The organism is Methylobacterium sp. ME121, assembly GCF_000974725.1.
GTDB lineage: Bacteria > Pseudomonadota > Alphaproteobacteria > Rhizobiales > Beijerinckiaceae > Methylobacterium > Methylobacterium radiotolerans.
Genome location: NZ_BBUX01000001.1, coordinates 99,493 through 116,591, shown reverse-complemented (window position 1 = coordinate 116,591; position 17,099 = coordinate 99,493). Strand labels below are relative to the sequence as shown.

16 protein-coding genes are annotated in these 17,099 nt (G+C 68.8%); 7 read left to right on the top strand and 9 right to left on the bottom strand.

The features are described 5' to 3' along the window. Positions 1–58 precede the first annotated feature (58 nt). Positions 59–2,041: an acyl CoA:acetate/3-ketoacid CoA transferase gene (locus ME121_RS00580; protein WP_024827629.1), complete on the bottom strand. Its 1,983-nt coding sequence runs from the start codon at positions 2,039–2,041 to the stop codon at positions 59–61. 382 nt (positions 2,042–2,423) lie between these two features. Between ME121_RS00580 and ME121_RS32995 the strand changes: the two genes are divergently transcribed. Together ME121_RS32995 and ME121_RS00575 are read left to right on the top strand one after the other, a co-directional pair. Then, positions 2,424–2,600, top strand: a complete 177-nt coding sequence (locus tag ME121_RS32995; protein WP_012317376.1) for a hypothetical protein — start codon at positions 2,424–2,426, stop codon at positions 2,598–2,600. Positions 2,601–2,737: 137 nt separating this feature from the next. Then, positions 2,738–3,058: a hypothetical protein gene (locus ME121_RS00575; RefSeq protein ID WP_012317377.1), complete on the top strand. Its 321-nt coding sequence runs from the start codon at positions 2,738–2,740 to the stop codon at positions 3,056–3,058. Positions 3,059–3,168: 110 nt separating this feature from the next. Here ME121_RS00575 and ME121_RS00570 read toward each other — a convergent pair whose 3' ends face one another. Genes ME121_RS00570 through ME121_RS00555 form a run of 4 tightly spaced genes read right to left on the bottom strand, consistent with a single transcriptional unit; the run spans position 3,169 to position 6,627 of the window. Beyond that, positions 3,169–4,458 (bottom strand): NAD(P)/FAD-dependent oxidoreductase, encoded by a 1,290-nt coding sequence (locus tag ME121_RS00570; protein WP_059407905.1) that lies wholly within the window; start codon positions 4,456–4,458, stop codon positions 3,169–3,171. Positions 4,459–4,466: 8 nt separating this feature from the next. After that, the gene (locus tag ME121_RS00565) at positions 4,467–5,198 is read right to left on the bottom strand and encodes an amino acid ABC transporter ATP-binding protein (RefSeq protein WP_059407904.1); all 732 of its coding nucleotides are present in this window, start codon (positions 5,196–5,198) and stop codon (positions 4,467–4,469) included. Continuing rightward, complete coding sequence (locus ME121_RS00560) at positions 5,195–5,848, bottom strand: amino acid ABC transporter permease (protein ID WP_059408275.1); 654 nt, start codon at positions 5,846–5,848, stop codon at positions 5,195–5,197. The genes ME121_RS00565 and ME121_RS00560 overlap by 4 nt, the downstream gene beginning before the upstream one ends. A 5-nt stretch (positions 5,849–5,853) precedes the next feature. Next, positions 5,854–6,627, bottom strand: a complete 774-nt coding sequence (locus tag ME121_RS00555) for an ABC transporter substrate-binding protein (RefSeq protein WP_059408274.1) — start codon at positions 6,625–6,627, stop codon at positions 5,854–5,856. 140 nt (positions 6,628–6,767) lie between these two features. On the opposite strand from ME121_RS00555, the gene ME121_RS00550 reads away from it, so the two are divergent. Beyond that, on the top strand, positions 6,768–7,385 hold the full coding sequence (locus tag ME121_RS00550) for a helix-turn-helix domain-containing protein (RefSeq protein WP_012317382.1): 618 nt from the start codon (positions 6,768–6,770) through the stop codon (positions 7,383–7,385). 15 nt (positions 7,386–7,400) lie between these two features. On the opposite strand, the gene ME121_RS00545 is transcribed toward ME121_RS00550, so the two are convergent. Genes ME121_RS00545 through ME121_RS00535 form a run of 3 tightly spaced genes read right to left on the bottom strand, consistent with a single transcriptional unit; the run spans position 7,401 to position 9,968 of the window. Next, positions 7,401–8,714, bottom strand: coding sequence for a TadE/TadG family type IV pilus assembly protein (locus ME121_RS00545; RefSeq protein WP_012317383.1), 1,314 nt, complete (start codon positions 8,712–8,714; stop codon positions 7,401–7,403). 16 nt (positions 8,715–8,730) lie between these two features. Further along, positions 8,731–9,345, bottom strand: coding sequence for a TadE/TadG family type IV pilus assembly protein (locus ME121_RS00540; protein WP_012317384.1), 615 nt, complete (start codon positions 9,343–9,345; stop codon positions 8,731–8,733). Beyond that, positions 9,345–9,968, bottom strand: a complete 624-nt coding sequence (locus ME121_RS00535) for a TadE/TadG family type IV pilus assembly protein (protein WP_012317385.1) — start codon at positions 9,966–9,968, stop codon at positions 9,345–9,347. Before ME121_RS00535 ends, ME121_RS00540 begins: the two co-directional genes overlap by 1 nt. Before the next feature lie 423 nt (positions 9,969–10,391). Between ME121_RS00535 and ME121_RS00530 the strand changes: the two genes are divergently transcribed. Together ME121_RS00530 and ME121_RS00525 are read left to right on the top strand one after the other, a co-directional pair. After that, a complete protein-coding gene (locus ME121_RS00530; RefSeq protein WP_059407903.1) occupies positions 10,392–10,943 on the top strand; it encodes a protein phosphatase CheZ in 552 nt (183 codons plus the stop codon). A 23-nt stretch (positions 10,944–10,966) separates the two neighbouring features. Continuing rightward, complete coding sequence (locus ME121_RS00525) at positions 10,967–12,043, top strand: HD-GYP domain-containing protein (RefSeq protein ID WP_029360087.1); 1,077 nt, start codon at positions 10,967–10,969, stop codon at positions 12,041–12,043. A gap of 134 nt (positions 12,044–12,177) precedes the next feature. Here ME121_RS00525 and ME121_RS00520 read toward each other — a convergent pair whose 3' ends face one another. Continuing rightward, positions 12,178–13,521 (bottom strand): dicarboxylate/amino acid:cation symporter, encoded by a 1,344-nt coding sequence (locus ME121_RS00520; RefSeq protein WP_012317388.1) that lies wholly within the window; start codon positions 13,519–13,521, stop codon positions 12,178–12,180. Positions 13,522–13,816: 295 nt separating this feature from the next. Between ME121_RS00520 and ME121_RS00515 the strand changes: the two genes are divergently transcribed. Further along, positions 13,817–15,679 (top strand): sensor histidine kinase, encoded by a 1,863-nt coding sequence (locus ME121_RS00515; protein ID WP_089231180.1) that lies wholly within the window; start codon positions 13,817–13,819, stop codon positions 15,677–15,679. Further along, entirely contained in the window at positions 15,676–17,031 is a 1,356-nt protein-coding gene (locus ME121_RS00510; protein WP_059407901.1) for a sigma-54-dependent transcriptional regulator, read from the top strand. The genes ME121_RS00515 and ME121_RS00510 overlap by 4 nt, the downstream gene beginning before the upstream one ends. The last annotated feature ends 68 nt before the right edge of the window (positions 17,032–17,099 follow it).

Sequence of the window (17,099 nt, the reverse complement as noted above, 5' to 3'; positions counted from 1 at the left end):
CACGCGGCAGGCGCGACCGGCATCCCGCGCTCCCGGAGTGTGTGAGACCGGCCGGTCGTCAGGCCGCAGACGCGACCGCCGGGGAGATGCGCTTGCGGGCCTTCTTGTCCGCGGTGCTGCTCACGAACGCCTGCGCCTCCTCCTTGCGCTCGAAGACGTGCGGCGCGACCCCGCGCTTGTTCAGGGCTTCCTCCATCTTGAGGCGCAGGAAGGCGCTCGTCGCGTACCGGGTGGTGGTCGCGTAGTAGTTCGCCTGCAGGTACTGGACCATGCCGGCGTAGTCGTCGACCAAGTTCTCGTTGAGCCGGAAGCCGTCGTGGTTGATCACGGCGTTGACCCGCTGACCCGCCTTCCGGCAGGCCTCGACGATGGTCATGCGCAGCTCGTCCATGTCGCCCTTCACACGGCAGTACCAGCCCTCCAGGTTGACGAAGAGGATGTTGCGCTCGCCGTCGTAGCTGACGCGGGACTTGAGATCGAGGTTGAGCAGGTCCGAGATCAGCTCCATCGGCTCGTCGCGGAAGATCCGCGGGTCCATCGGCACCGGATTGCGCACCACGGGGGCGAAGTCCATGTGGGCGAGGATGTCGCGCTCGATATCGATCCCGGGCGCGACCTCGACCAGTTCCAGCCCCTCCGGCGTCAGCTGGAAGACGCAGCGCTCGGTCACGTAGAGGACCGGCTGCGAGCGCTCGACCGCGTAGGGACCGGAGAACGTGTTCTGCTGGACCTGGGTCACGAACTTGCGGGCCTTGCCCTCCTGCACGATGCGCACCTGACCGTCGCTCACCGCGATCTCCAGGCCGCCGGCCGTGAACGTCCCGGCGAACACGACGGTGCGGGCGTTCTGCGAGATGTTGATGAAGCCGCCGCAGCCGTTCAGCTTGCCGCCGAACCGCGAGGTGTTGACGTTGCCGGCCGCATCGCACTCGGCCATGCCCAGGCAGGTCATGTCGAGGCCGCCGCCGTCGTAGAAGTCGAACATCTGGTTCTGGTCGATGATGCAATCGGCGTTGGTGGCGGCGCCGAAGCTCGAACCGGAGGCCAGCACTCCGCCCACCGCGCCCGCCTCGGTGGTGAGCGTGATGTAGGGGGTGATCTTCTCCTCGTTGGCGACCGATGAGATCCCCTCGGGCGCGCCGACGCCGAGATTGACTACGCCGTTCGGCGGCAGCTCGAAGGCGGCGCGGCGCGCGATGATCTTGCGCTCGTTGAGCGCCATCCGCTTGATGCCGGTGACCGGGACCCGGATCTCGCCGGCCAGCGCGGCGTCGTGCATCACGCCGTAGTTCATCCGGTGCATCTCGGGCTCGGCCACCACAACGCAGTCGACGAGAATGCCGGGGACACGCACGTCCTTCGGCAGGAGGTAGCCGTCGTCGACGATGCGCTCGACCTGGGCGATGACGATGCCGCCGTTGTTTCGGGCCGCCATGGCCTGGGCGAGGCAGTCCAGGGTCAGCGCCTCCTTCTCGTAGGAGAGATTGCCCGACGGGTCGGCCGAGGTGGCGCGGATGAAGGCGACGTCGATCTTGGTCGCCGTGTAGAACAGCCACTCCTCGCCATCGACCTCGACGAGTTTGACAATATCCTCGGTGGTCAGCTCGTTGACCTTGGCGCCCCCGTGTCGCGGGTCGACATAGGTCTTCAGGCCGACCTTCGAGAACAGGCCCGGCTGCCCCGCCGCGCAGGCCCGATAGAGCTGGGAGATCACTCCCTGGGGCAGGTTGTAGCCGCGGATCAGGTTGTCCTGGGCGGCCTTGGCCACCTTCGGCATGCGGCCGAAATTGGCCGCGATGACCCGCGAGAGGAGGCCGTCATGGTGCAGGCGGCCGGTGCCGAGCCCTTTGCTGTCGCCGGCGCCCGCCGTCATGATCAGGGTGAGGCCGCGCGGCGATCCGGTCTCGACGAACCGCTTCTCGAGGGCGGCGTGCAGGGCCTCCGGGATGCAGCTCTGGACAAACCCCGTGGTGGTCACGACGTCGTTCTCGCGGATCAGCGCGATCGCCTCTTCCGCCGAGATGACCTTGTTCTTCCTCATGGAGCCCGTGATCCTCCCCGGCACCTCCGGGAGCGGCCGGCCGTGATGCCCGCCGCCTCCGACTGTGCCATGCGCCGCCCCCGTGGTGCCGGGACGTCTCGGCCCCGGGAGTCGGCTGAGTTTTGAATACGATCGTTATTGCACCGCATCAATATTTGCGGCACTGCACGAGGGCACATGCCGGCCTCGTGACAGTACTCCGAGTATGGAGTTCGGCGCTCCTGAAAAACTCTTCGGTCCACGATCAGAAAAATTGCGCGCTCCTCGGGGCTGTCGGCCGCCTGTGCTCCGCCGCACGCGGTTTTCACGGTCCGCGTGTGCCGGCTCACCGCGGCGTCGCCCGATCCGGTGTCTCTCGGTCCCGACACGACAGGAGGCGATCATGAATCGAGATCCGAGAGCCCGCAGCAGGCAGCCCGACGGCAAGGCCCGACCGGCGGAGTCCAACCGCGAGACCGAATCCCGCGCACGCGAGGCGGTGGTGGATGCCTGGCGCCGGGCGCTTCACCGGATGCGCGAGCGGCGCGCGGCCCAGGACCGCGCCGATCCGGGCCGTTGAGACCGGAGCGGGACCGGAAGGTCGGATCGGCCCCCGACGTCGCCCGAATGGTGACGGGGACCGACCCTTTTTCTCTACTTGGCGCGCCGCGGCGGGGGCGGCACAGCGTGGGCAACGAACGGGGAGTATGTGAGCCGATGGACGACGACGTCGCAGACGGCATGGACGGCGGCGACGCGAGTTCCGCGGCGGCGCAGGAAGCGAACGGGATCGCTTTCCTGCTGGCGAGCGCGGCCTACCTGACGCTCGCGGACGCGCATCTCCGGCGGGAAGGTCCGGAGGGACTGGCTCTCATGGACGAGATCGAGGACCGGATCACGGAGGCGCTGCGGAGCTTCGTCGAGGAGACGTCCTACGAGGACGCGCGGCCGGACATTCTCCAGCACGCCACCCGCAAGGTCCGCGCCCTGCTCGACGCGGGGCGCTCGCTGGCACCGGAGATGCGGCGCTTCCAGTAGGCACCGGCCCGCATCGGAGCGCGGTCCTCGCCCTGGCGCCGTCGCTCTGGGCCTCAGTGCGGCGCTGTGGCACCCGCGGTGACGGCGCGTTCGACGGCGCGCCGGACCGATCAGCGAATGCCCCCGTCACGCAGGCGGTACCATGCGATGATCGCCGAGACGTACAGCCGGTTGAGACCGTGAAGCGGAAGCGGCTCGATCGGCGTGAGCGGCAAAGGCAGGCTGCCGGCATCCCCGGTGGCGATGTAGGTGGCCATCGCCCGGCCCATCGCCGACTGCAGGCCGACGCCCCGACCCTGGCAGCCGATATCGATGAGCAGCCCGGGCGCCGGCTCGTGGAGATGGGGCAGGTAGTCCCGGGTGATCGCGACCCGGCCGCACCAGCGATGGTCGAAGGCGATCCCGTCCAGCTGCGGGAAGAGCTTGGCCACGATCCGCTCGAGATGCGCCCAGTCGGCGGGGCTGCGCGGCTCCCGGAACGGCCCGCGTCCGCCCATCAGCAGGCGGCCGGTATGGTCGAGGCGGAAGTAGAGCAGGAGCTTCCGCGTGTCCGAGGAGACGTGACCTTCGGGCAGGATCGAGCGCCGCAGGTTGTCCGTCAGCGGCACCGTCGCGACCTGGAACGAATTCGCCGCGATCACCGTCCGCGCGAGGTTCGGCCAGAGCCCGCCCGTGTAGCCGTTGGTGCACAGAACGACCCGGCCGGTCGTCACCCGCTCGCCCTGGGCCGTCGTGACCGTCCAGCCCGACCCGGTCCGTTCGAGGGCGGTGACAGGCGACGCGCCGTGGATTATGGCGCCGGCCTTCTGGGCAGCCCGGGCGAGGCCGCGGGCGTAGCTCAGGGGCTGGATCGCCCCGCCGCGGCCGTCGAGCCAGCCGCCGAGATAGCGGTCGGTCCCCAGCAGCTGCTCGGTCTCGGCCCTGTCGAGGACGCGGGTGGGCGCACCGAGATCCGCCCACTGGGCCGCCCGCTTGGCGACCTCGGCGAGCCCGGCCTCGGTGTGGGCGCCCTGGATCCAGCCGGCGCGGGAGTGCGGCACGTCCATCCCGTGCCGGGCGATGAGGTCGAACACGACGTCGGCGGTCCCGCCGGCGAAGCGCGCGAGCCGCTCGCCGCGCTCCCGACCGAACCGCGCGACGAGGTCGGCGGGATCGTATTTGAGGCCGGGGATGACCTGGCCACCGTTGCGACCAGACCCGCCGTAGCCGACCTCCTGCGCCTCGAGCACGACGGGTCGGATGCCGCGCTCGGCGAGGTGCAGGGCCGTCGACAGGCCGCAGAAGCCGCCGCCGACGATCACCACCTCGGCCAAGCCTGATCTGGCGAGGGGCGGCGTGTCCGGAGCGGGCGCCGCCGTGGTGGCCCAGAGCGAGGGTGCGAGCGGGAACGGTTCGGCCACGGCTTGTCCTAAAGCGGGTGCAGCACGCGCTGCAGGAAGTCCCGGGTGCGCGGGTTCTGCGGCCGGTTGAGGACTTCGGCGGCCGGCCCCTGCTCGACGAGGCGACCGCCGTCGAGGAACAGGACGCGGTCGGCGACCTCGCGGGCGAAGCCGATCTCGTGGGTGACCACGATCATCGTCATGCCCTCGTCGGCCAGGGCGCGCATGACCTTCAGCACGTCGCCGACCAGCTCGGGATCGAGGGCCGACGTCGGCTCGTCGAACAGGATCGCCTCCGGCCGCATGGCGAGCGCCCGGGCGATCGCCACGCGCTGCTGCTGCCCGCCGGAGAGCTCGTTCGGCCGGGCGTGCTCCTTGCCCGAGAGCCCGACCCGGGCGAGCAGGGCGCGCGCCCGCTCCTCGGCCTCGCCCCGAGGCTCACCCTTCACGTGGATCGGCCCCTCGACGACGTTCTCGAGCGCCGTCCGGTTGGCGAACAGGTTGAAGCGCTGGAAGACCATGGAGACCCGCGTGCGGATCGCCTTGATGCCGCGCTTGTCCCGGTCCACCCGTTGCCCGTCGACGCGGATCTCGCCGCCGTCGTAGGCCTCGAGCCCGTTGATGCAGCGCAGGAGGGTCGACTTGCCGGATCCCGAGGGCCCGATGACGCAGACGACCTCGCCCTTCGTGACCTCGGCCGAGACGCCCTTGATCACCTCCAGCGCGCCGTAATGCTTCCGGACGTCCTCCAGCACGATCATCGGTGCCGCCCCTTCGCCTCGAAGTGGCGGACCATCAGGATCAGCGGAAGGCTCAGCGCGAGGTACATCAGCGCCACCAGCGTGTAGACGCTGGTGTTCTTGAAGGTCGACGAGGCGATCAGCTTTCCCTGGAGCGCCAGCTCGGCGACCGTGATGGTCGAGGCCTGCGACGAGTCCTTGAGCATCATGATCATGATGTTGCCGTAGGGCGGCAGCGCGATCCGGATCGCCTGCGGCAGGATCACCCGCCGCATGGTCATGCCCCAGCCCATGCCGATCGACAGCGCCGCCTCGACCTGGCCGCGATCCACCGCCTCGATGCCGGCGCGGAAGTTCTCGGCCTGATAGGCCGAGTAGGCGATGCCGAGCCCGATGATCGCCGCCTGGACGGCGGTGAGCGACAGGCCGAAATCGGGCATCACGAAGTAGATGTAGAACAACTGCACGATGATCGGGATGCCGCGCAGGATGTTGATCATCACCGCGCTGAAGCCCGAAAGGACCGCGATGCCGGAGACCCGCATCACCGCCCAGACCAGCCCGAGGAGGGTCGAGACCACCAGGGACGCAAGGGTGATCAGGATGGTGAGCTGCACGCCCTGAAGCAGGATCGGCAGGTAGTCCTGGGCGTCGGCGAGGAACTCGCGCATGAAAGTCAGGACCGGTCGGCCGACGGCGGCAGGCCCCACTTGGTGAGGATCGCCTGGAGCGTCCCATCGGCTTTCAGCTTGGCGAGCGCCGCGTCGATCTTGGCCAAGAGTTCGGTGTCGGTCTTGCGGACGCTGAGGCCCACCGAGGCGACCACGGTCGGCTTGAAGGTCTCGACCAGGCGGACGCCGGGGAACAGCCCCTGCTTCACGTAGTAGGCCAGGATCGGCGCGTCGGCGAAGCCGGCCTTCAGCCGCCCGGAATTCACGTCGCGGATGATGTCGGGGATCGCGTCGTAGATCTTCACCTCGTTGAAGAGCCCCGACTTCTTCAGCGGCTCGACGAAGGCGGTGCCGACCTGGGCGCCGACGGTCTCACCCTTCAGGTCGGCGAAGGACGTGTATTCCTTCGTGTCGGTCTTCGGCACGATCAGCCCCTCGCCGTAGCTGTAGACGGGCGCCGAGAACGACACGACCTCCTTGCGCTGCGGCGTGATGAACATCGCCGCCGCGATGATGTCGATCTTCGAGGCAGTGAGGGCCGGGATCAGCGTGGAGAATTGCAGCGGCTCCACCGCGACCGTGAAGCCGGCTTCCTTGCTGACCGCGTTGACCAGGTCGACCATCACGCCCTGAATGGTGTTCGTCTTGGTGTCGAGGAAGGTGAAGGGCAGACCCGTGGGCGTCGAACCCACCTTCAGGGGCTGCGCGCCGACGGCGGCCCCGAGGATGCCGAGGAGCAGCGCCGACGACAGACACAGCTTCGCCAACCGTCTTCTCATGGTGCCGCTCCCGTGCATTGCCCGGGTCACGCGGCGGAAGCCGGCGCCCGCTTTCATTCTCGTGAAGAATACCGCATGTTTTCGGTATCGACGCAAGCGACTTTCACGTGCATGAAGAAGCCTAGGAGAGGCAGGCTGGCGTGACCGTGAGCATCCCCCGCAGCGAGGCAACGGGTCCGGAACCGGTCGACCGGGCCGTGGGTCAGCGCCTGCGTGGCCTGCGGCGCGCGCGCGGTCTCTCGCTCGAAGCTGTGGCGTCCAGCACGGGCCTGTCGATCGGCTTCATCAGCCAGGTCGAGCGGGGCCTGTCGTCGCCGTCCCTTCGGGTCCTGGCGCTGCTCGCCGACACGCTGCAGATCGGGATCGGCGGCCTCTTCGAGCCCGGGCCCGACGCGCCCGACCCCGACCCGATCGTGGTCTTCCGGAAGGACCGGCCGGAACTTCAGCTCTGGCGGGCCGGCATCACCAAGCAGCTCTTGACCCCGCCCGGCGGCACGCAGGGGATGAGCCTGTTCCACATGGTGCTGAAGGCCGGGGCGAGCACCGGCGACGAGCTGTTCAGCCACGACGGGGAGGAGGCCGGCCTCGTCCTCGCTGGGCGGCTCACCCTGATCGTCGAGTCGCGCACGCTTCAGCTCGCGGAGGGCGACAGCTTCCGCTTCGAGAGCCGGCGGCCGCACCGCTTCAGCAATCCCGACCCGCGCAGCCAGACCATCGTCCTGTGGGTCAACGTCCTCGGATCGCCACCTCCGAGCTGAGCCCGACGCAGCGTGTCAGTTGCTCAGCCGCACGCTCGCGAGCGTGGTGCTGAAAAGCTTCAGCATGGCGGCGGTGATGTCGCCGTTCGTGGTGACCGGGAAATACATACCGTCGGATGCGCAGGCCTGCAGGGACGGCCCGATCTGCGACTCGTAAGGCCTCACGTACCGGTTATAGAAATCGTTGTCGTAGATCGGCAGGTACTGCGTGTAGATGATGCCGATCTTGACGTTCTTGTTCTTAAGGGCCGAACAGGTCGACGGGCTGAGGGGCCCGATGAAGCGGTTGCTCTGTATCTGGAAACCCGCGCTCTGGTTGGTGACGCTCCCACCGGTATCCTCGACACCGTCGGTGACCAGGAAGAGAAAGCGGATCGGCTTATCCGGTGTCAGACCGTCGCCGCTGGCTGGGATCGTCGTGTTCATTCTCGCAATCGCGCGCTCGAAATCGGTCTGATTGTCCGACTGATTGTAGTATGCGTACGCGATGTCGATGTTCGGGGCCGCGTTCTTGATGTTGTTCAACGTCGGCGTCATCGCCTGCAATTTCGTCTGTGTCACCGAATCGTTGAAGGTCCACATCTCCATCTGAAACTGCTGCGGCAGCAGCATGCTGACGTTCGCCTGATCGACGAGCGCGGAGACAGCTTCCCGCAGGACCTGGATGCGCAGCTTGATGTTGTTCCTCAAAGCGATGTGATAATTGTCGTTCTGATCATCGCCGGTAATGTTGCCCTTCTTGTCGAACGTGTGCTGGTGGCACGCGAATGCGCAACCGTTGGTCGCGATCTTCATGTTTTGGACGTCGGCATCGGTCGCCGCGAGACCCATCGACGGCGAGTTGTCGAGCAAGAGGTAATAGTTGATATATTGTGACGTATTGCGGGTCGCCGAAGACGTGCCGCTGACAGGCATGGCCGGGATCTGCATCATCGACGCCAAGCTGGTCTTGACCGTCGCCGTGTAGCTCGCAGTCAGGCTCAGCGTCTTCGAGGTGTTGACCGGCGCTCCGGGCGTGAAGGAGGTGACTGTCACACCCGGGACCTTGGCGGCCTCCGTACGGAACTGGGTCTCCATGTTCTGCAAGGTTGTCGTCGGGATCGTGTTGGTCTTCTGCGACATCACCGCGAGCACGGCGCCGTCGAGCGCGGCGTCGAGTTGGGTCTTGGCGGCGTTGCGGCGCCCGTAATCGACCGCCGCGGCCGTGGCGAACATGACCGGCAGCGTCACGAGCGCGAACGTGACCGCGACTTGACCGGAGCGCGCCCGAAAAAACGCCGTCGCGACCATCTCGAGAGCACGGTTCAACCGGATACGGAATACCGACACGGGCCTTCCTCGAACCTTAGTTGTAGACCGGGCAGGCGGCGCCGCCCGGCATGACGATTTCGCTGGGCGTTCGCTCCGACCACGGGACCTGCCGCGTGAACGTCAAGCCGCGGCCCCCGAAGATCCAACGGTACAGGGCGCTCCCGATGATCGGGGTGTAGGGCATCGTGACTTCCGCCAAAATGTAGCGGGCACCGTCGAACTGATAGGCGGCCGGAGTCGCGGGGAGCCCGTTGCTCCCGTTGGCCTGATTGGCCGGGCGCTTCGTCGCGTTCTGCGGCCAGCTCGAACAGACGAAGCCCTTGAGCGTCCCGTTGATCGACTCCACGCCCATCGCGTTGACGACGATCTGCAAACCGGATGCGTCCAGCGGGCGCAGGATCGCGGTCGCCGCACCGGCGATCTTCGTCATCCCGTCCTGCGTCGCCAGGGCATTGTCCATGCGACCGGACAGATCGCCGAGCGTGCGCGCGAAAAGGGTCAGTTTCCGGGTCGCGTCGACGACGCGCGTCAGCTCGGCGGTCCCGAAGTACAGGATGATCAGCAGGGGCAGGACGAGCGCGAACTCGACGGCGGCGATCCCGCGCTCGTCGCGGCGAAAGCGGCTGAGGCGGACCGGCAGACCGTCCATCAAGAGCACCCCGACGGTGCGGTGTACGGTTCCACCTTGAACACCGTCGCGGCCTGCAGCACTCGCCGCTTGTTCGGCAGATTGGGCACACCGGCACCGAGCAGAGGGAAGAAGACCGGGATATCCACGGCGGCCTGCACGACCACGATGGCCGAGTTTCCGGCGCACGCGTAGCCGGCGAAGTTCGGATTCCAGTCGCTCGCCCCGCTGGCGTTGGTCGCGACGGGCGAGACCGGATTGGCGGAGTCGTAGTCGGCCACCTTGGTCACGCTTACCCGGACGTTGGCGCAGGTGAAGATCGTCACCCGGGGGGTGCCATTCGGTTGCGTGCAGATCGCCGTGCGGAAGCGGCTCATCAGCGTCGCGGTGTCGGTTGTGCCCGCGTTCGTCGTCTGGAACGCGCCCGTGTAGATCTGCCGGCTGGCGTCGGACACCGCCTGCTGCAGGATCTCCTGCTCCCAGAAAACGATCCCGTTCTCGAGGCAGGCCCCGACCAGTGCGAAGAACGGCAAAGCCACCAGAGCGAACTCGACGGCCGTCGCACCATCGCGGGCCTGCGCGTACCGCGAGGCCAGCTCCCGGATGACGAGCGAGCGCCACGCCGCTCGGATTGCCGTGCTCACATCCCAGCTCGAAGTTGGAACCACCGAGCTCGATGAAGCATCAAAAGCTTACTTTTCTCCGCGCATCACTGCTCAAAGTCGACTCTTCCTCACCACAACCCTGCGCGTTAGATGACGGTATAGTCTCTTATCGTCAACTAACAGTTGAAAACATCGCGTTCCCGGTCACGCGGCAGGGCTTCGCTGGAATAGCGCCGTTCGGCGCCGAAGTAACGGACACGTGAGCACCAGTTCTCCGACTTCACGAGACAATGCGCGCGAGCGACGCGATTTGAGCGGCGCCCGGTTCGGAAATAGGCCGTTTTAAAGTCGTGATCTCCCTGGCAGACAGGTAACCAAATCGAGATAAATCGCATTAAGCGCAGCTTAAGAGATCGCCGATATTTTCGCGAGCCACTATAAACCGCCTGGCGATCCCCGATCATGGCCCGTGCTCTGCCGGACGTTGTCTCCATCGAAGAGGGGGTCGGGCTCCTGCGAACCCAGCTCCTGTCGATCTCCGACGCGATCGCGCGGACCCGTCAGGAGATCGCCGAACTTCGGCAGGAACAGGAGACGAGCCGGGCCCGCGACGAACTCCACGCCGTCGTGCAGGGCACGGAAGACGCCACCAACGCGATCCTGACGGCCTCGGAGAAGGTGGACACGCTCGCGCGCGGAATCGTGCGACGATCGGGCGAGGACGCCAACAGGGCCGACGCCGCGGCGATCCAGATCGAGATGCAGACCATCTTCGAGGCCTGTAATTTTCAGGACCTCACCGGCCAGCGGATCTCGAAGGTCGTGCGCACCATCGTGCTCGTCGAGGAGCGGATCGGCGAGATGCTGCGGGCCTGGTCCGGGCCCGGCGAGGGGTCGGTGCCGACGAGCCCGCCACCCGACAGGCGCAGCGGTGAGGCGGCCCTGCTCAATGGTCCCGTCCTGCCCGGCGACGCCTCGGTCTCGCAGGACACGGTCGACGCGATGTTCCCGTAAGGCACGGTCCGGAAGGCGTGCCGATGGGCCGGATACTTCTCATCACGGACGATCCCGCACGCAGCCAGGGATTGGCGCAGGATCTCTCCGACGGCCTGTCCTGCGAGGTCCACGACCTGCGCGCCGCGGAGGCGCCTCTCGGCAGCGCGACCGCGATCGTCACCGACGTCCTCGACCTCGGATCGGCCTCCGTCGAGCGTCTGCGCCGCCGTCTGGCCGAGGTCCGGCACGGCGTCCCACTCATCATCCTGCTCCAGACCGACAGCCCGCGGACCCGGCTCCTGGGCGTCGCCCTCGGCGCGACGCACACGCTCTGCGCGCCCTTCGACACGGATCGCCTGCGGGAGACGCTGGGTGCGTCGCGCGCACCCGCGCGCGTCGCGGCCTTCTCGGATGAGCCTGTGCCCGCCTGCGCCTTACGGACGGCCGCGGCGGCGCGCGGCTTCTACGCCTCGGTCTTCGTGCCGGATCAGCCGATCACGCCGGAGGTCATCGACAACGGGACCCAGGCCATCGACCTCGCGATCCGGGAGACCGGGATCCGCGACTGGGTCCGGGCGGTGCGGCAGTTCGACGATGCCACGCACCAGCACTGCCTGCTCGTCGCCGGGCTGGCGGCGGCCTTCGCGGCGAGCCTCGGCCTCGGCGAGCAGGAGCGCCATCGCCTGACGAAGGCGGCCCTGCTGCACGACGTCGGCAAGATCCATATCCCGGCCGCGATCCTCAACAAGCCGGGGCGGCTCGACGACGCCGAACTGGCCGTCATGCGGCTCCATCCGGAGAAGGGCTACAGCATGCTGGTCGATCAGGGCTTCGAGCAGCAGATGCTGCACGTGGTTCGGTCGCACCACGAGATGCTCGACGGATCGGGCTATCCGGACCGCCTCAAGGGCGACGAGATCCCCGACTTGGTCCGTCTGGTCACCGTCTGCGACATCCACGCGGCCCTGATCGAGCAGAGGCCCTACAAGCCGCCGATGGCCAGCGAGGCGGCCTACGCGATCCTGGAGGGCATGGCGGGACGGCTCGACCCGGCGATCGTCGGCGCCTTCCGGCCGGTCGTCGCCGCCTTCGCGCCCCACACCCTCAACGCTGCCTGACGGCGTCCCGCCGCAGCTGCGTCGCGCACCGGCGTACGGCCGCCGCGCCGCGGATCCCTCCGGGGCGCGGCGCGATCTGTGTTCCGCACGATGTGCGCGGGCCTCGCCGAAGCGCGGCCCGCGCCGCCGACATGTCACTCGGCCGGCTGGAGAGCCGGCGCGGGCGCGAGCGGCGCCAGGGTCTGACCGGACAGGGCCGCGGCGAGCTTGGCCTCGTCGACCTCATTCTCCCAGCGCGCCACGACGATGCAGGCCACCGCGTTGCCGATGAAGTTCGTCAGCGCGCGGCACTCCGACATGAAGCGGTCGACGCCGAGGATCAGCGCCATGCCGACCACCGGCACGGAGGGCACCACGGCGAGCGTCGCCGCGAGGGTGATGAAGCCCGAGCCGGTCACGCCCGCGGCGCCCTTGGACGACAGCATGGCGACGAGCAGCAGCAGCGCCTGCTCGCCGAGGCTCAGCGGCGTGTCGGTCGCCTGGGCGATGAACAGCGCAGCCATGGTCATGTAGATGTTGGTGCCGTCGAGGTTGAACGAGTAGCCCGTGGGCACCACGAGGCCGACGACCGGCTTCGAGCAGCCGGCCCGCTCCATCTTCTCCAGCAGGGAGGGCAGCGCCGACTCGGACGACGACGTGCCGAGCACGAGGAGCAGCTCCTCCTTGATGTAGCGGATGAGCTTGATGATCGAGAAGCCGTTGTAGCGGGCGACCGCGCCGAGCACGACCAGAACGAAGATCGCCGAGGTCAGGTAGAAGGCGCCGACGAGGTAGGCGAGGTTGGCGAGCGAGCTGATCCCGTACTTGCCGATCGTGAACGCCATCGCGCCGAAGGCACCGATCGGGGCGACCTTCATGATGATGTTGACGACGCCGAAGATCGCCTCGGACAGGACCTTGATGATGTCGAGCACCGGCTTGCCGCGGTCGCCCAAGAAGGCGAGGCCGAAACCGAACAGCACCGAGAAGAACAGCACCTGCAGGATCTCACCGCCCGCGAAGGCGCCGACCGCCGTCGTGGGGATGATGTTCATCAGGAAGTCGACGATGCTCTGCTCCTTCGCCTTGCCGGCGTAGGTGGCGACCGCCTTCGGATCCAGGGACTTCGGGTCGATGTGCAGGCCGTTGCCCGGCTGGAGCACGTTGGCGACGACGAGGCCGACGATCAGCGCCAGCGTCGAGAACGTCAGAAAGTAGATCAGGGCCTTGCCGCCGACCCGGCCGACCTTCTCGAGATTGGTCATGCCGGCGATGCCGGAGACGACGGTCAGGAAGATCACCGGGGCGATGATCATCTTGACCAGCTTGATGAAGGCGTCGCCCAGCGGCTTCAACTCGGCGCCGAGCTGCGGGTAGAAATGTCCGAGCAGAATGCCGATCGCGACGGCGACCAGGACTTGAAAGTAGAGCGTCCGGTACAGCGGCTTCGGTCTGGCGGGCGGATGTGGGGCGGTGAGTGGTGATGGCACGGCAGCCATGGGGCGTTCTCCCTGTCGCGAGCTTCGGATGGGGCGGCTTGCGTCGGCGTGAGCCGACGGTGTCCGCGCTTGCTGTTGGCCTTTCGGCGCGCAGCCGTTCACTGGCGACATGGCTGCGTTACGTGACGGGAATGGCAACCGGCATGCCACTCGGACGCCGGCCGCTACTTTTCTTTAACCAGCTGATTAAGATGAGCTTTTTCTTGAAGGCGGCGGTGGGCGAGGCGCGCCAGAATGCGGATTCTCGCACGCGGCCAGCCGGAACGGTCCGGATTCCCGGACAGGCCGGCCGCCGTTGAGCGCGCTGACGCTGTCCGGCCAGGGCAAGCCCTCGCGCCGGGGCCTCGCCGTCTTGGTCGGGCTCTGCGCGATCCTCGTGGCGGCGTGGCTCGCCGGCCGGGCCGCAGAGCGCTGGGCCCTGTCGGACCTGCGGCGCGGCGCCCGCTCGGCGATCGGCCTGCAGGTCGGCGTGCTGCTCGCGGAGATGCAGAAGCAAGCGTCCCTGCCGCTAGCGCTCGCCGCCGACCCCGAGGTCGCCGCCGCGGTCGGCCCCGATCCCGGACGCGACCTCCTGGATCGTGTCGATCGGCGGCTCGCCCAGGTCGCGGCCGCCACCGGATCGGCGGTCATCTACGTCATCCGCGCCGACGGTCTCACGGTCGCGGCGAGCAACGCGGGGGAGGATCGCAGCTTCGTCGGCCGGGACTACGGTTTCCGCCCCTATTTCAAGCAGGCTCTGGCCGGCGGGGCCGGATCCCAGTTCGCCCTGGGAACAGTCAGCGGTCGGCCGGGCCTGTACCTCGCGCGCCGGATCGGGGCCGGGACCGGCGTGGTGGTGGTGAAGGTCGAGTTCGACGCGGTCGAGGCGGCTTGGCGCGCCGCCCGCGAGGTCACCTTCGTGACCGATGCCCGGGGCATCGTCCTCGTCACCAGCGAGCCGAACTGGCGCTTCGACACCCTCCACGCCGTCGACGCGGCCGAACGCGCACGGATCGAGGCGGGACAGGAATTCGGCGCCGCGCGCCTCGAGCGGCTGCCGATCCATCCGGTCGCGGGCGAACCGCACGTGGTGCGGGTCGGACGCGGGTCGGTCCCGGCCTGGACCGCCATCCAGTCGCAGGCGCCCGTGCCCGGCACGGACTGGCAACTGCGGACACTGACGCCGGTCGGGACCGCCGTCGAGCGGGAGCGCCTGCAGGCCTGGATCATCGCGGCCCTGGTCACGGCGCTCGCCGGGTACGGACTCTTCACCCTGGCCGATCGGGGGCGCCGGACACGGGCCCGGCTCGCCGAGGCCGCGGCGCGCCGGGCGGAGCTGGAATCCAGCGTCGAGGCGCGCACGCGGGCGCTGCGTGAGACCAACGCCCAGTTGCGCGCCGAGATCGCTGAGCGGCAGCGCGCCGAGGCCGAGCGCGAGCGCCTCGGCCGCGAACTGGCGCAGGCCGGCCGGCTCGCCGCCTTGGGCCAATTCGCGGCCAGCATGGCCCACGAGATCAACCAGCCGCTGGCGGCGATCCGCTCCTACGCGGACAACGCCGCGATCCTCATTCGCCGCGGTCGGGGCGAGGACGCGGCCGAGAACGCCGCCGCCATCGGGCGGCTCACCGACCGGATCGCCGGCCTCACGCGGCAGCTCAAGGGCTTCGCCCGGCGCGCCTCGCCGCGGCGGGAGCCGGTGCTGCTGCGCGAGGTGGTGGCGAACGCGCTGGAACTCGTGGCGGCGCGCGCCGCCGCGCTCCAGGTCTTGCTGGAGGCGGACCGGCCCGCCCCGGAGCTACGCGTCCTCGGAGACGGTCCGCGGCTGGAGCAGGTGCTGGTCAACCTCTTGCAGAATGCCATCGACGCTGTGGCGGGGCGCGCGGAGGCCCGCGTCTGCCTGCGCCTCGTCGAGAGCGGCGAGCGGGTCGCGATCGAGGTGGCCGATACCGGGCCCGGGATCCCCGCGGAGGTGTGCGGCCAGGTTTTCGACGCGTTCTTCACGACCAAGGCGGACGGCCTCGGCCTGGGCCTCGCCATATCCCGCGGGATCGTGGAGGATTGCGGCGGGAACCTGATCCTGGCCGGCGGCGACGGCGCCGGGACGGTCTTCCGGATGGAGTTGATCCGGGCGGCGGACGCGGTCCCGAGCGTGGGCAAGCCCGTGGGAGCGACACCGTGAACGGATCGGCAGACGCGCAGGCGGAGACCGAGCGCGTCGTGTTCGTCGATGACGAGGCGGACGTGCGCCGGGCCAATGGCCAGAGCCTGGAACTCGAAGGTTTCACCGTCGAGACCTTCGCGGCCGCCGAGCCGGCGCTCGCGGCGATCCTGGCCGCGCCGCCCGGCGTGGTCGTCACCGACGTGCGGCTGCCGGGGCTCGACGGCGTCGCCCTCCTGGCGCGACTGCGCCGGGTCGATCCCGACCTGCCGGTCATCCTCATCACCGGCCACGGCGACATCCGCATGGCGGTGGCCGCCATGCAGGAGGGTGCGTACGACTTCCTGGCCAAGCCCTATCCCGCCGAAGCGCTCGTCGGGTCCGTTCGCCGGGCGCTCGAGCGGCGCCGGCTCGTCATGGAGAACCGGGCGCTGCGGGCCCGGCTCGACGCGGCCACCGGGGAGGATCCGGCTTTCCTCGGGACGTCCCCGGAGATCGTGGGGCTGCGCGCCCTGGTGCGCGAGGTCGCGCGGGCCGATGTCGACGTGCTGGTCTTCGGCGAGACCGGGTCCGGCAAGGAGGTTGTGGCGGGCGCCCTGCACCGGTGGAGCCGTCGCGCCGAGCGGAACCTCGTGGCGATGAACTGCGGGGCACTGCCCGACAGCGTCGTCGAGAGCGAGCTGTTCGGGCACGAGGCCGGGGCCTTCACCGGGGCCCTCAAGCGCCGCGTCGGCCGCATCGAGCACGCGCAGGGCGGTACGCTCTTCCTCGACGAGATCGAGAGCATGCCGCTGCCGCTGCAGGTCAAGCTCCTTCGGGTGCTCCAGGAGCGAACCGTGGAACCGCTCGGCACCAACGAGGTGCGGCCAGTCGACATGCGGGTGGTGGCCGCCACGAAGGTCGATCTCGGGCAGGCGGCCGCGCAGGGCACCTTCCGCGACGACCTCTACCACCGGCTCAACGTCATCACGATCACGATCCCGCCCCTGCGCGATCGCGGGGACGACGTGCTGCTGCTCTTCCAGCATTTCCTGCGCCGCGCCGCCGAGAAGTTCGGGCGCCCGGTGCCGCCGGTCACGGCGGCAATCCGCGATCACCTGCGCCGACACGCTTGGCCGGGCAACGTCCGCGAGCTCGGCCATTTTGCCGAGCGCTGCGCGCTGGGGCTCGCCGCGACGGCGAAGCCCGCCGCCGAGCTGGCGGCCGGCAGCCTCGCCGATCAGGTCGATCGCTTCGAGCGCCAACTGATCCGCGACGAGCTGATCATGGCCGGCGGCGATGTCCGCGCCGCCGCCGAGGCTCTCGGCCTGCCGCGCAAGACCCTCTACGACAAGATGGCCCGGCACGGCCTGACGCCGGGCGACTACCGCTAGGACGGCCGGGTTCGGCATGTCCTGAGACCGCGACGGCCCCGGCTCCAGCGCGGGATCGCCGCGACGGC

Excerpts from the sequence above, each read along its gene's own strand:
- ME121_RS00580 (WP_024827629.1), bottom strand. The coding sequence starts at position 2,041 with ATGAGGAAGAACAAGGTCATCTCGGCGGAAGAGGCGATCGCGCTGATC.
- ME121_RS32995 (WP_012317376.1), top strand. The coding sequence starts at position 2,424 with ATGAATCGAGATCCGAGAGCCCGCAGCAGGCAGCCCGACGGCAAGGCC.
- ME121_RS00575 (WP_012317377.1), top strand. The coding sequence starts at position 2,738 with ATGGACGACGACGTCGCAGACGGCATGGACGGCGGCGACGCGAGTTCC.
- ME121_RS00565 (WP_059407904.1), bottom strand. The coding sequence starts at position 5,198 with ATGATCGTGCTGGAGGACGTCCGGAAGCATTACGGCGCGCTGGAGGTG.
- ME121_RS00560 (WP_059408275.1), bottom strand. The coding sequence starts at position 5,848 with ATGCGCGAGTTCCTCGCCGACGCCCAGGACTACCTGCCGATCCTGCTT.
- ME121_RS00555 (WP_059408274.1), bottom strand. The coding sequence starts at position 6,627 with ATGAGAAGACGGTTGGCGAAGCTGTGTCTGTCGTCGGCGCTGCTCCTC.
- ME121_RS00540 (WP_012317384.1), bottom strand. The coding sequence starts at position 9,345 with ATGGACGGTCTGCCGGTCCGCCTCAGCCGCTTTCGCCGCGACGAGCGC.
- ME121_RS00530 (WP_059407903.1), top strand. The coding sequence starts at position 10,392 with ATGGCCCGTGCTCTGCCGGACGTTGTCTCCATCGAAGAGGGGGTCGGG.
- ME121_RS00525 (WP_029360087.1), top strand. The coding sequence starts at position 10,967 with ATGGGCCGGATACTTCTCATCACGGACGATCCCGCACGCAGCCAGGGA.
- ME121_RS00520 (WP_012317388.1), bottom strand. The coding sequence starts at position 13,521 with ATGGCTGCCGTGCCATCACCACTCACCGCCCCACATCCGCCCGCCAGA.